The organism is Micromonospora sp. CA-248212, from assembly GCF_050948405.1.
Classification (GTDB): Bacteria; Actinomycetota; Actinomycetes; order Mycobacteriales; family Micromonosporaceae; genus Micromonospora.
This window is the reverse complement of record NZ_CP192023.1, coordinates 3,706,847-3,719,957: the sequence shown is the minus strand read 5'-3', so window position 1 is coordinate 3,719,957 and position 13,111 is coordinate 3,706,847. Positions and strand designations below refer to the sequence as shown.

General features: G+C 74.0%; 9 protein-coding genes and 1 riboswitch. Of the genes, 4 read left to right on the top strand and 5 right to left on the bottom strand.

From position 1 onward, the window contains the following. The first annotated feature begins 61 nt into the window (after positions 1-61). On the top strand, positions 62-958 hold the full coding sequence (locus tag ACQP03_RS17875) for an aldo/keto reductase (protein WP_433457594.1): 897 nt from the start codon (positions 62-64) through the stop codon (positions 956-958). A gap of 84 nt (positions 959-1,042) precedes the next feature. Here the strand turns inward: ACQP03_RS17875 and ACQP03_RS17870 are convergent, their stop codons facing one another. The 5 genes from ACQP03_RS17870 to ACQP03_RS17850 form a co-directional block, all read right to left on the bottom strand. After that, positions 1,043-1,705: a hypothetical protein gene (locus ACQP03_RS17870; RefSeq protein WP_357118308.1), complete on the bottom strand. Its 663-nt coding sequence runs from the start codon at positions 1,703-1,705 to the stop codon at positions 1,043-1,045. Positions 1,706-1,715: 10 nt separating this feature from the next. Continuing rightward, positions 1,716-3,875: an RNA polymerase recycling motor ATPase HelR gene (gene helR, locus ACQP03_RS17865; protein ID WP_433461182.1), complete on the bottom strand. Its 2,160-nt coding sequence runs from the start codon at positions 3,873-3,875 to the stop codon at positions 1,716-1,718. A 126-nt stretch (positions 3,876-4,001) separates the two neighbouring features. Continuing rightward, positions 4,002-4,508 (bottom strand): hypothetical protein, encoded by a 507-nt coding sequence (locus ACQP03_RS17860; RefSeq protein WP_357118311.1) that lies wholly within the window; start codon positions 4,506-4,508, stop codon positions 4,002-4,004. 63 nt (positions 4,509-4,571) lie between these two features. Beyond that, the gene (locus tag ACQP03_RS17855; RefSeq protein WP_433457591.1) at positions 4,572-5,306 is read right to left on the bottom strand and encodes a hypothetical protein; all 735 of its coding nucleotides are present in this window, start codon (positions 5,304-5,306) and stop codon (positions 4,572-4,574) included. After that, complete coding sequence (locus ACQP03_RS17850; protein WP_357169911.1) at positions 5,299-5,874, bottom strand: RNA polymerase sigma factor; 576 nt, start codon at positions 5,872-5,874, stop codon at positions 5,299-5,301. Before ACQP03_RS17850 ends, ACQP03_RS17855 begins: the two co-directional genes overlap by 8 nt. Before the next feature lie 125 nt (positions 5,875-5,999). On the opposite strand from ACQP03_RS17850, the gene ACQP03_RS17845 reads away from it, so the two are divergent. The 3 genes from ACQP03_RS17845 (at position 6,000) to ACQP03_RS17835 (ending at position 13,000) form a co-directional block, all read left to right on the top strand. Further along, positions 6,000-6,335 carry a hypothetical protein gene (locus ACQP03_RS17845; protein WP_357118321.1) on the top strand — a complete coding sequence of 112 codons (336 nt, stop codon included), beginning with the start codon at positions 6,000-6,002 and terminating at the stop codon, positions 6,333-6,335. Between the two features lie 276 nt (positions 6,336-6,611). Further along, a riboswitch (cobalamin riboswitch) is annotated at positions 6,612-6,788 on the top strand. Between the two features lie 294 nt (positions 6,789-7,082). Continuing rightward, positions 7,083-10,751 (top strand): cobaltochelatase subunit CobN, encoded by a 3,669-nt coding sequence (gene cobN, locus ACQP03_RS17840; protein ID WP_433457589.1) that lies wholly within the window; start codon positions 7,083-7,085, stop codon positions 10,749-10,751. Next, on the top strand, positions 10,748-13,000 hold the full coding sequence (locus ACQP03_RS17835; protein WP_433457587.1) for a VWA domain-containing protein: 2,253 nt from the start codon (positions 10,748-10,750) through the stop codon (positions 12,998-13,000). Before cobN ends, ACQP03_RS17835 begins: the two co-directional genes overlap by 4 nt. Positions 13,001-13,111 lie beyond the last annotated feature (111 nt).

Sequence of the window (13,111 nt, the reverse complement as noted above, 5' to 3'; positions counted from 1 at the left end):
CGTGCCGGTATCGGGCGCGTGGCCGAGTGCGCCGCGCGCCCGTGCTGGCTACGGTCGCCCGATGCCAATCGACGAGATCACCGCCGCCGCGGCGGGCACCTGGACCCTGGGCGACCGCACGGTGCGCCGGATGGGCTTCGGCTCGATGCGGATCACCGCGAACCCCGACCTCGATCGCGCGATCGCGCTGCTGCGCCGCGCTGTCGAGCTGGGCGTCAACCACCTCGACACGGCCGCGTTCTACGTCTCGCCCGGCGGAACCCTGCGGGTGGGCACCGGTCCCGCCCGGTACGCCACCGAGCTGATCCGGGCGGCCCTCGCCCCGTACCCCGAGGATCTGGTGATCGCCACCAAGGTCGGCTTCGGCTACGACCCGGTGGACGGGTTCACCGAGGCGTTCACCCCCGCGCAGTTGCGCGCGCAGGTCGAGGAGAACCTGCGTCGTCTCGGCCGCGACCAGCTCGACGTGGTGAACCTACGGCTCGGCCGGGGGCCGGGGGCGGTGCCGCTGGCCGAGCGGTTCGGCGCCCTGGCCGAGCTGCGCGACGCCGGGCTGATCCGGCACCTCGGGCTGTCCAACGTCCGGCCCGAGCAGCTGGATGAGGTGGCCGGCATCGCGCCGGTGGTCTGCGTGCAGAACAACTACGGCGTGGACGCCTACCGTGAACAGGACGCCTTCGTCCGGACCTGCGGCGAGCGGGGAGTCGCCTACGTGCCGTTCTTCGCGCTGGCCGGAACGTCCCGGGAGGCGGGAGCGACCGCCGCGCCGGGCGCGGCCGTCGAGGCGGTCGCCCGCGACCACGGCGTCACCCCTTCGCAGGTACGCCTGGCCTGGACCCTGCACCAGGGCCCGCACGTCCTCGCCATCCCCGGCACCAGCGACCCGCTGCACCTCGAGGAGAACATCGCCGCCGCCGCCCTCCACCTGACCCCGGAGGACCTGACCCGCCTGGGCTGACGCCGTCCCCCACCCCCGTCCCGCCGGCGTTGATCATGAAGTTGTTGCCATCGATGTCGGCGTGTCGTGGCAATAACTTCATGATCAACGGAGCCAGATGCGCAGGAGGCCCGCGGGGTGGAAGCCGGCTCGGCGGGCCGGGGGCAGGTCGGGCGCGGACTCGTAGCCGACCAGGGGTACGTCGGGCAGGGTGGCGGAGATCGCCAGCCAGATCTCGTCCGGATCGTCGCTGGTGCTGAACAGGTTGGAGACGCCCGACGGATCGTCGCCGCTGACCACCGCCCCGCCCACGACAGCGCCCCGCCCGTCGTGCCGGGCCAGCACCCGGATGCCCGGGTCGGCCAGCAGCGCCGGGCGGAACAGCTCCCCGCCGCCGTGCGCGCTCGCCCACTCCGCGAGCCCTCGCGCCGTGGTGACCCGGTCGAGCGGCACGCCGGTCGGCGGCTCGGTGGGCGGGCGGTGGATCCACTGCGCGTCGAAGAGGACCCGGAACCCGTACGCCGCGAGGTCGAGGTCGGCGAAGCTGTCCTTCACCGACGCGCCGGCCCCGGCGTCGATCCGCGCGAGCAGCGCCTCGGGGTCGACGCCGGGGCGCAGGGTGACCGCGTCCGGATACCAGGGCGGGGAGCGGCGGGGCACCGACCACGCGTCGGCGTCGATCCGGCCGACCAGGCCGTGGCTGGCGCACACCACGTCGCACCATTGCGCGTTGTTGTGCGCCGCCGCCTCCCGCACGTCGTTTGGCACGTCCGGCAGCCTAATCGGTGAGCACGACGAGCCGCTGGGTCGCGCGCGTCATCGCGACGTACCTGTCGACCGCCCCCTGGACGCCCTCACCGAACGCCTCCGGATCGACGAGGACGACCAGGTCGAACTCCAGCCCCTTGGACAGTTCCGGACTCAGCGACCGGACGCGACTCGTCGCCGGCCGGAACGTGGGGTCGCCGATGACGCAGGCGATTCCCTCGGCGTGCTCGGCGAGCCAGCCGTCGACGATCGCGTCCCGGTCGCGCACCGATCCGTGGGTGACGGGGATCCCGTTGCCGCGGATCGAGGTCGGCACGTTCGCGTCCGGGAGTACGGCCCGGATGACCGGTTCGGCCTGCGCCATGACCTCCCGGGGCGTCCGGTAGTTGACGGTCAACGAGGTCAGGGTCACCTCGTTGAGCCCGACGCGGGCGAGCCGTTCCCGCCACGACCCGGTGAATCCGTGCCGGGCCTGGGCCCGGTCCCCGACGATCGTGAAGCTGCGCGACGGGCACCGCGACAGCAGCATCTGCCACTGCGCGTCGGTCAGCTCCTGCGCCTCGTCCACCACGATGTGCGCGAACGGGCCGGCCAGCAGATCCGCGGCGACGCCCGGCAGCACGGCCTCGTCGACAAGCGCGTCCTGCAGGTCCAGTTGGCGCAGGCTCGACAGCACGCCCTCGCCGTCGTCGTAGGCGTGCGCCTCGATCAGCTCGTCGACCACCGTCGCCATGCGTTCCCGTTCGGCGGCGATCGTGGCGTCGCGGCGGCGGGTACGCCCTGACGCCTCCGCATCGCCGAGCCGCTGTCGTGCCGCGTCCAGCAGCGGCAGGTCGGACACCGTCCACGTGCGGGCGTCGGCGCGCTGGAGCCGGCGGACGTCGTCGGGACCGAGCCAGGGGGCGCACCTGCGCAGATAGGCGGGTACCGACCACAGGTCCGCGACGATGTCGGCCGCGTCGAGCAGCGGCCAGGCGCGGTTGACCGTGGTACGGAGTTCCGCGTCGCGCCGCAGCGACGCGCGGACGAGGTCCTCGGGTTCGTCGCCGTCGTACCTGCCGAGCAGGATGCTCAGCAGTTCGTCCCAGATCTCGTCGCGGGCCTCGTTGTGCGGGGTGCCCGGTCCGGGCGCCTCGAACGCCTGGGCCCAGTCGTCGGCGCTCAGCCGGATGTCGGTGTCGCCGGCCGCGACGGTCAGCGCCGTCGTCGGCGGCTCCTCGTAGAAGCGGACGGCCGCGTCGATCGCCCGTACCAGGTCGAGCGAGGACTTGAGGCGGTCCACCTCCGGGTCGCTCTCGGCGGCGGCCGAGGCGCCCTGCGGTACGAGGTCCCGCAGGGTGCAGGTCTGCACGTCCTCCTCGCCGAGGCTGGGCAGGACGTCGGCGACGTACGCCAGGTAGGGCTGGTGCGGCCCGACGAACAGCACCCCGCCGCGCCCCTGCCGCAGGCGCGGGTCGGAGTAGAGCAGGTACGCGGTGCGGTGCAGGGCGACGACGGTCTTGCCCGTGCCCGGACCGCCGTCGACGACGAGCGCGCCGCGTGATCCGGCCCGGATGATGGCGTCCTGGTCGGCCTGGATGGTGCCGAGCACGTCGCGCATCCGGGCCGAGCGGTTGCCGCCGAGGCTGGCGATGAACGCCGACTGGTCGTCCAGCGCGGCGTGCCCCTCGAACCCGTCCGGGGTGAACACCTCGTCCCAGTAGTCGCTGATCCGGCCGAGGGTCCAGCGATACCGGCGTCGGCTCGCGAGGCCCATCGGGTTGGCGTGGGTCGCTCCGAAGAACGGCGCGGCGGCCGGTGAACGCCAGTCGAGCAGCAGCCGGCGGCCATCGCCGTCGCTGAGGCCGAACCGTCCGATATAGACGGGCTCGGGGTCGTCCGCGTGGACCATGCGACCGAGACACAGATCCAGACCGAAACGGCGCAGCGCGCGCAGGCGGGCGGTCAGCCGCCGGACCTCCTCGTCCCGGACGACCGCCTGCCGACCCTTGCCCGCCGGTGCCCGGCGCTCGGCGTCCAGGCGGTCGGACAGGTCGGCGATCGACCGCTGAAGGCTCGCCGCGATCACGGCGAAGTGCTGCTCGTCCCGGGCGACGAGCGCCGGGTCGGCCTTGGCGGCGAGGTTCTCGGGGAGGTCGAACACACTGGCCGCCGCCGACGACACGTTCATCTTCATGGCTCCCGTTTGCGCAGGTCATGGCCTTGGACGGGCCATTCTGCGGCACAGCGGGGGCCTTGTCGCAAGTCCCCCCATGCGGTATATGTTGGATATGGCGGGAGGGGTTCTTCCCCGTCGTCACGGCTTCCGCTCGGCGTAGACGAGATCCATCGTGTCGGCGCGCCCGCCCCAGCTCAGGTCGAGATGCCAGCACCCCGCTCGCGGCATGTCGATGATCGACGGCGCCGGCCCGCCGGCGACCTCGTGGGTCACTCGCGTGTCGGTGCCGTCCAACGTGGCGATGATCTTCAGGCTGGTCGAGGCGCCCGGGGGCGGCGAGGCCGTGGCGGGCCGGGCCACCCAGAGGATCTTGTTGCTCGACGCGTCCGGTCGGACCTGCGCCAGCGGGTGGCCGAACAGCACCGCCACGATCTCACCCCGTGCGCCGAAGACGTGCGGCATGCGGGTGTCCCCGTGGAACCCCTCGTCCGCCCAGTCGGGCAGCGACCCCGTCTCGACCCGCGACGCGCAGCCGACCGCCGCAGTGGTTGGACCGCCGGCAGTCGTCGCCGGCCCGTCACCGGCCGTGCCGCAGCCCGCCAGCACCAGAACCGACCCCAGCAGAAACCTGCCCCAAGTGATCATCTTGCTCCCTCCCACAAGGACGTGTCCCGTACCAGAGAGACACCGGTCGGGCCGGGCGGGTTCCTAGGGGAGCGAGCCGGCGATCTCGAGCGCCTCGGCCATGCTGCGCGCGCCCTCCAGCCGGTAGGTCACGCCGGCCTGCTCCCAGATCAGGGTCGACGCGGCGAGTCGTGCGGTCTCCCGGCGGATCTGCCCCGACCGGTCGACGTAGGACAGCACGTGCGGACCGTCGACCCAGACGGCGAAGTCACCGTCGACCTGCGTCCACTCCGCACCCGGCCGGCTGGTCCGCTTGTGGAAGGTCAGGTCGAGACGACCGTCGAACGCGTCGAGACGCACCCCGCCGCCCTCGTACAGCAGCGTCGCGACCCGGTACGCGCCGGTGCCGTCGGGGTCGGCGACCGACACCCGCTCCGGCGGCCCGAGCGCGGCCGGCACCCGGATCGGGAAGCGCACCGCCCGCCGCGCCTCGTCGAGCCCCACCATCCGCAGCGACGGCAGGGGCGACGGCTCGTCCTCGGGCGGCGACGGCGTGGACGACGTGACGATGCCGACGCCGGCGAAGCGCAGCACCTCGCCGACCGCGTCGGCGACGGCCGCACGCGTCGGCGGCAGCGCCGCGACCAGCAGGGCAACGAGCGCCGCCGCGGCCAGGGAGCGCCACCGACGTCGCCCGCGTACGTCCCCGACGAGCCGGTCGCGCACCCGTGCGGTCACGTCCGGCGTGACGGGCGTGTCCAACCAGACGCCCAGGTCACGCAGCTCCGCTTCCAGGCCGTCCCGGGTGAGGTCATCCATGACGCACCTCCTCGTCGGCGAGCAGGGCGCGCAGCTTCGCCAGTGCCCGTGAGGTACGCGACTTCACCGTTCCCCGGGGCCAGCCCAGCATGACGCCCGTCTCCTGCTCGCCGAGATCGAGGAAGAACCGGCAGACGATCACCTCGCGGTCGCGTACCGGCAGTTGCCGCAGGGCCGCCACCAGCGCGGCCCGCCGCTCGCCGGCCAGGACGGCGTCAACGGCGTCATCCTCGGCGACCTCGGGCGGGGGGTTCGCCGCCGCCCGCAGGACCAGGCCCTCCCGGCGCGTGCGGGACCGGTGCAGGTTGCGGGTCTCGTTGGCGACGATCGCGAGCAACCAGGAGCGGAAGGACGACTCTCCCCGGTAGCGGGACAGCTTGCGGTAGCCCTTCACGAACGCCTCCTGGACGACGTCCTCGGAGTCCGAACCCGCGCCGAGCAGCACCGCCGTCCGGTACGCGGACGCGGTGTGCCGGGCGACCAGGAGGTCGTACGCCTCCAGGTCACCGGCTCGGGCGCGGGTGACGAGCACGTCGTCGTCCAGGGGAACCTCCGGTCGGACTCGCACTGATGACACCGCCCGCGCCCGTCGGGTTCCGCCCCAGCGGAGTCAGATTCCTCCCACCCGCCGTGCAGCCTATTGCCAGGAATCGGTGCTGAACTGGGAGTGGCGTCGAAGGAGAGGGGCTGGGCATGGGCTGGTTCAACCGGCGGTCTCGCGGCGGCGAGGCGACCCCGACGAAGCTGGACCGTGAGGCCACCCGGGACGACCTCGCCGCGCTGGAGGCGTTCGTCGCCAGCCGGCGAGGGGTGGAGTTCTACCTGGAACCGGAGACGACCGCCACCGACACCACCGTGGTCGCGATCGCCTACGACGGTGAGTGGATCCGTCGCCGCACCGGCACACCCCGGGCAGCGGGCGACATCGCCCGCAAACACGCGGTGCCGCTGTACGAGGCGGCCCGCACCGGCTACCCGGAGCGGATGCGGGTGTGGAATCGGGCCCACCCGGAACGCCACGCCCGCTGAGCCGGTCAGGCCGTAACCGGGCTCAAGCGGGTTTCGCCTGCGCGAGTGATCGCTGGATGAGCGTGAGGACGGGTGGAAGGATCAGCTCACCGCCGCCGATCGTGGCGCCAGCGTTCACGTGGTGGGGCGTGCCGTCAATGTCGACCGAAAGGGCTGGCGCTGCGCTCGATGAGCATCGTCGGGTGAGTGACTCGCCCCGATATCTTCGCAGGTCAATGTGGTGCTCGTGACCGGGCGGCACCGGGGTCCGCGTTGACCGGCGGCGCGAGGGTGTGGCAGCATTCGCGGCCTGACGGCAGTGAAGGAAGTCGGTGCGAATCCGACGCGGTCCCGCCACTGTCACCGGGGAGTGATCCCCCCTCGCGAGTCACGGCCGTGTGTCTGCGGTTGGAAGGCCGGGGGAGAGCGTCGATCCGGAAGCCAGGATACTTCGGCCGTCGGGACGTACCCCAGGGCGTGGACACCCGAGGAGGACCCGATGACGCATGGCGTCTTGCGCACCCACGAGCACCGTCGTACCCCGAGCGGCGGTCGCACCGCCGCGCCCCGACCCGGCCGCACAACCGCGCCGGCATCCGCTCGCTTGGGCGTCGTTTCCCGCTGAGTTCCGCGCCACGCCACCCGTCGCCGCCGGCCCCGTGCCGGTGAGCGGTCCGGGTCGCGGTGCCCGCTGAACCCCGCGCCCACCCGCACGTCGTCGCCGAACCGCTTCCGCGAGCGCGCCGACGTTACCGTCCGGAGCCTGCCGTGCGCATTCTGCTGCTCTCCACCGCCGACACCGACCTGCTGGCCGCCCGCGCCAGCGACGCCGACTACCGGCTCGCCAACCCTGCCCGGGTGGCGGCCGACGAGGTGCCCGCCCTGCTCGACGGGGTCGACCTCGCCGTCGTACGCCTACTCGGCGGTCGGCAGGCGTGGCCGGACGGCCTCGCCGCCGTGCTCGCCAGCGGCGTGCCGACGGTCGTCCTTGGCGGCGAGGCGCTGCCCGACGCGGAGCTGATGGCGGTCTCCACGGTGCCGTCCGGGGTGGTCGCCCAGGCCCTCGCGTACCTGGTCGAGGGTGGCCCGGACAACCTGGGGGAGTTGGCCCGGTTCCTCTCCGACACGGTCCTGCTCACCGGGGAGGGGTTCGCACCGCCCGCGCCGACCCCGGCGTACGGCGTGCACGGCGAGCACCCCACCGAACCGGGTCGGCCCACCATCGGAATCGTCTTCTACCGGGCGCACGCCCTGGCCGGCAACACCGTGTTCGTCGACGTGCTGGCCGAGGCGGTCCGCGCGGCCGGCGGCAACCCCCTGCCGATCTTCTGCGGCTCGCTGCGCGGGCTGACGGCCGGCGCCGGCCCCCTCGGGCTCTTCGCCCGCTGCGACGCGCTGCTGGTCACCGTCCTCGCGGCCGGCGGCGCGGTCGCCGCCGACGCCTCCTCCGGCGGCGACGAGGACGCCTGGGACGTCGGCGCGCTCGCCGCCCTGGACGTGCCGGTCATCCAGGCGCTCTGCCTCACCAGCACGCGCGAGCAGTGGGCCGCCAGCGACGCCGGACTGTCCCCGTTGGACGCGGCGATGCAGGTGGCCATCCCCGAGTTCGACGGCCGGATCGTCACGGTGCCGTTCTCGTTCAAGCAGGTCGACGCCGACGGTCTCTCGGTGTACGCCGCCGACCCCGAGCGGGCCGCCCGCGTCGCCGGGATCGCGGTGCGGCACGCCCGGCTGCGGTACGTGCCGAACGCCGACAAGCGGATCGCCGTGGTGCTCAGCTCGTACCCCACCAAGCACTCGCGGGTCGGCAACGCCGTCGGGCTGGACACCCCGGCCTCGGCGGTCCGGCTGTTCGCCGCGCTCGCCGAGGCGGGCTACGACCTCGGCGGCACGCCGCCGCCCACGGACGGTGACGCGCTGATCCACGCGCTGATCGCCGCCGGCGGGCACGACGTGGAGTGGCTCACCCCGGAGCAGTTGGCCGCCGCCGAGGCGCGGATACCGGGGCAGACGTACCGGCGCTGGTTCGAGGCGGTCCCGGTCGAGCTGCGCGAGCGGATGCGGCAACACTGGGGCGAGCCGCCCGGCGAGCTGTACACCGACGGCGGGGACGTCGTGCTGGCCGGGCTGCGCTTCGGCAACGTGGCGCTGCTGATCCAGCCGCCGCGTGGTTTCGGGGAGAACCCGATCGCCATCTACCACGACCCGGACCTGCCGCCGAGCCACCACTACCTGGCCGCGTACCGCTGGCTCGCCGCGCCGGTCTCCGACGGCGGCTTCGGCGCGGACGCCGTGGTGCACCTGGGCAAGCACGGCACCCTGGAGTGGCTGCCCGGCAAGGGCCTCGGCCTGGCCGCCGGCTGCGCGCCCGACGCGGTCCTCGCGGACCTGCCGCTGGTGTACCCGTTCATCGTCAACGACCCAGGCGAGGGCACCCAGGCCAAGCGGCGGGCGCACGCCGTGGTCATCGACCACCTGGTGCCGCCGATGGCCCGCGCCGAGACCTACGGCGACCTGGCCAAACTGGAGCAACTGCTGGACGAGTACGCCACCGTGCAGGCGCTCGACCCGGCGAAGGTGCCGACCGTGCGGGCGCAGATCTGGGACCTGGTCCGCGCCTCCGAGCTGCACCACGACCTGCACACCGAGGCGATGCCCGACGCGGACGACTTCGACGACTTCGTGCTGCACCTCGACGGCTACCTGTGCGAGGTCAAGGACGTGCAGATCCGCGACGGCCTGCACATCCTCGCCGACGCGCCCACCGGCGAGCCGCGGGTCAACCTGGTCCTCGCGGTGCTGCGCGCCCCGCAGATCTGGGGTGGCGTCCAGGCCCTGCCCGGCCTGCGGCAGGCCCTCGCCACCGCGTACGGCCTCGACGAACAGGAACTGCTTGCCACGCCGGGCCAGCGGATCGCCCTGCCGGCCGCGTTGACCGACGCGGTGGACGGGCCGGCCGGCACCGCCGCCGATGCCATCGACCTGATCGAAACCCTCGCCCGGCGGCTGGTCGTCGGCATGGAGACCCTGGGCTGGACCGCCGACACGGCCGAGGCGGTCGTCGCCGAGGTGACCGGCCAGCCGATCCCGGACGCCGCCGAGGTGCTGCGCTTCGCCGCCACCGAGTTGGTGCCCCGGCTGGTTCGCACCACCGACGAGCTGACCAACACCCTCGGTGCGCTCGACGGCCGGTTCGTGCCGCCCGGCCCGTCCGGCTCACCCACCCGGGGCCTGGTCAACGTGTTGCCCACCGGCCGGAACTTCTACTCCGTCGACCCGAAGGCCATCCCCAGCCGCAACGCCTGGGACGTCGGCGTGGCCCTGGCCGACTCGCTGCTGGCCCGGCACCTCGCCGACACCGGCGCGTACCCCCGCTCGGTGGGGTTGACCGTGTGGGGCACCAGCGCCATGCGGACGCAGGGCGACGACATCGCCGAGGTGCTCGCGCTTATCGGCTGCCGGCCGGTGTGGGACGAGCGGTCCCGGCGGGTCACCGGCGTCGAGGTGGTGCCGACCGCCGAGCTGGGTCGGCCCCGCGTCGACGTCACCGTACGGATCTCCGGGTTCTTCCGCGACGCGTTCCCGCACGTGGTGGCGCTGCTCGACGACGCCGTCCGGCAGGTCGCCGCCCTGAACGAGCCGGCCGAGGAGAACTACCTGCGCGCCCACGTGGCCGCCGACCTCGCCGAGCACGGTGACGAGCGGCGGGCCACCGCCCGGATCTTCGGCTCCAAACCCGGGGCGTACGGCGCGGGCCTGTTGCCGCTGATCGACGCCCGGACCTGGCGCAGCGACGCCGACCTGGCCGAGGTGTACGCGGTGTGGGGTGGCTACGCGTACGGCCGGGGCCTGGACGGGCGGGAGGCGCGCGCCGACATGGAACGCTCCTTCGCGCGGATCGCGGTCGCGGTGAAGAACCAGGACACCCGCGAGCACGACATCGTCGACTCCGACGACTACTTCCAGTATCACGGCGGGATGGTGGCGATGGTCCGCCACCTCACCGGCACGTCCCCGGCCGCGTACGTGGGCGACTCGGCGATGCCGCACGACGTGCGGACCCGCACGCTGGGCGAGGAGACCCGGCGGGTGTTCCGGGCCCGGGTGGTCAACCCGAAGTGGATCGCCGCGATGCGCCGGCACGGCTACAAGGGCGCGTTCGAGCTGGCCGCCACCGTGGACTACCTGTTCGGCTACGACGCCACCGCCGGTGTGGTGGACGACTGGATGTACGAGCACCTGGCCGCCGCGTACCTGTTCGACGACACCACCCGCGAGTTCCTGGAGAAGTCCAACCCGTGGGCGCTACGCGGCATCACCGAGCGGCTATTGGAGGCCGCCGACCGGGGGCTGTGGGCCAAGCCCGAGCCGGCCACCCTGGACCGCCTGCGCGACACCTACCTGGCCAGCGAGGGCGACCTGGAGGACCGGGCATGACCACGACCTACCCGTTCAGCGCCGTGCTCGGCATGGCCGACATGCGGCTGGCGTTGCTGCTCAACGCCGTGTCCCCGGCGATCGGTGGGGTCCTCGTGCGGGGCGAGAAGGGCACCGCCAAGTCCACCGCCGTACGCGCCCTCGCCGCGCTGCTGCCCCCGGTGCGCCGGGTCGCCGGCTGCCGCTTCGGGTGTGATCCGGCCGAACCCGACCCGGGCTGCCCGGACGGGCCGCACCCGGTCGGGGCGGCCGTCGAGACCGGGCCGGCGCGCCTCGTCGAACTGCCCGTCGGAGCGGCCGAGGACCGGGTGGTCGGGTCGCTGGACCTGGAGAAGGCCCTCGGCGAGGGCGTACGCGCCTTCGAACCGGGCCTGCTCGCCGCCGCCCACCGGGGCGTGCTCTACGTGGACGAGGTCAACCTGCTGCACGACCACCTCGTCGACCTGCTGCTGGACGCGGCGGCGATGGGCCGCAGCCACGTCGAGCGCGAGGGCGTCTCGGTCAGCCACGCGGCCCGGTTCCTGCTGGTCGGCACCATGAACCCGGAGGAGGGGGAGCTGCGCCCGCAGCTGCTCGACCGGTTCGGGCTGACCGTGGAGGTGAACGCCAGCCGGGACCCGGAGATCCGGGTGGAGGTCGTCCGCCGGCGGCTCGCCGCCGACGCCGACCCGGCCGGGTTCGCCGCCCGCTGGGCCGACGCCGACGCCGAGATCGCCGCCCAGGTGGCCGCCGCCCGCCGCCGGCTTCCCGGGGTACGCCTGCCGGACGCCGCGCTGCGGCAGATCGCCGAGGTGTGCGCGGCGTTCGACGTGGACGGGATGCGCGCCGACATCGTCACCGCGCGTACCGCCCTCGCCCACGCCGCCTGGCACGACCGGGACCGGGTCACCAGCGACGACGTGCGGGTGGCGGCCCGACTCGCCCTGCCGCACCGCCGTCGCCGCGACCCGTTCGACACGCCGGGGCTGGACGAGAAGCGCCTCGACGAGGCGCTGCAACGGGCCCAGGACAACCACCCCGACGACCCGGACGACGACGGCCGCCCGGACGACGGCGGCTCCGCCGGCCCGCGCCCCGACGGTCCCGATGGTGGCGGTGGGGGCGGCCCCGGCGGCAGTGCCGGCGACCTGGGCGGCTCCTCCGGCGTGGACGGCGACACCGGGGAACATCGTCACGATGGGAACGGCCCCGACGGTCGTGGCTCCGACGACAACGCCCGCGGTCCCACCGACGTGGACGGTGGGGAGTCGGGCAGCGGCGGGCACGATTCCGGCGACGGCGACTCCGGGAGGGCCGACGGCCCGGAGCCGCACGCCGCCGACGTCGGCGCGGACGGGGACTTCTCGGGGGTGAACGGTCGGGGCGGTCGCCGTCGGCGGGCCGAGGAGGGTGAGCCCAGCGCCACCGGGAACGACCGGGAGCGCGAGGGCGGACGGGTGGCCGTACCCCGGGGTGGTCTGCGAGCCCGGCTGCTGACCGCGCCCGGCGTCGGTGACGGGGTGCCGGGCCGGCGGTCGCGGGCCCGGACCGGGAGGGGCCGCACCACCGGGGCCCGGGTGCCGAACGGTGGGGTCGGCGCGCTGCACCTGCCGGCCACCATCCGCGCCGCCGCACCCCACCAGGCGACTCGGGGGCGACTGGCGGGCCCGCTGCGCCTGCGTCCGGACGACGTCCGCGAGGCGGTCCGGGAGGGGCGCGAGGGCAACCTGGTGCTGTTCGTGGTGGACGCCAGCGGTTCGATGGGCGCCCGGCAGCGGATGGTCACCGTGAAGGACGCGGTGCTCGCCCTGCTCACCGACGCGTACCAGCGGCGGGACAAGGTCGCGGTGATCGCCTTCCGGGGAGCCGGCGCGCGCACCGTGCTGCCGGCGACCTCGTCGGTGCTGGCCGCCTCGACCCGTCTGGCCGAGTTGCCCACCGGCGGGCGGACACCACTGGCCGAGGGTCTGCTGGCCGCCGCGGAACTGCTGCGGGTGGAGCGCCTGCGCGACCCGAAGCGCCGCCCCCTGGTCCTGGTGGTCACCGACGGCCGCGCCACCGCCGGAACCCGCCCGCTCGACCGGGCGGCAGGAGCGGCGGCAATCCTCGCGGCGACGGGTGCCCCCTGCGTGGTCGTCGACTGCGAATCCGGCCCGATCCGCCTGCACCTGGCCCGCCGCCTGGCCACCCAACTCAACGCCCCCCTGCACCCCCTGCACGCCCTGACCCACCCCGCCCCCCGCGATCTTGCAGTTTCTGTCGCCACATAAGAGGACGAGATACGCATATGAGCAACAGAAACTGCAAGATCGCGGAAGGCGCGCGGGGTGCGGAAGGCGCGCGGGGTGCGGAAGGCGCGCGGGGTGCGGAAGGCGCGCGGG

Bases quoted from the DNA above. Each gene is read 5' to 3' on its own strand.
- ACQP03_RS17875 (WP_433457594.1), top strand. From the start codon at position 62: ATGCCAATCGACGAGATCACCGCCGCCGCGGCGGGCACCTGGACCCTG.
- helR (WP_433461182.1), bottom strand. From the start codon at position 3,875: ATGAACGTGTCGTCGGCGGCGGCCAGTGTGTTCGACCTCCCCGAGAAC.
- ACQP03_RS17860 (WP_357118311.1), bottom strand. From the start codon at position 4,508: ATGATCACTTGGGGCAGGTTTCTGCTGGGGTCGGTTCTGGTGCTGGCG.
- ACQP03_RS17855 (WP_433457591.1), bottom strand. From the start codon at position 5,306: ATGGATGACCTCACCCGGGACGGCCTGGAAGCGGAGCTGCGTGACCTG.
- ACQP03_RS17845 (WP_357118321.1), top strand. From the start codon at position 6,000: ATGGGCTGGTTCAACCGGCGGTCTCGCGGCGGCGAGGCGACCCCGACG.
- ACQP03_RS17835 (WP_433457587.1), top strand. From the start codon at position 10,748: ATGACCACGACCTACCCGTTCAGCGCCGTGCTCGGCATGGCCGACATG.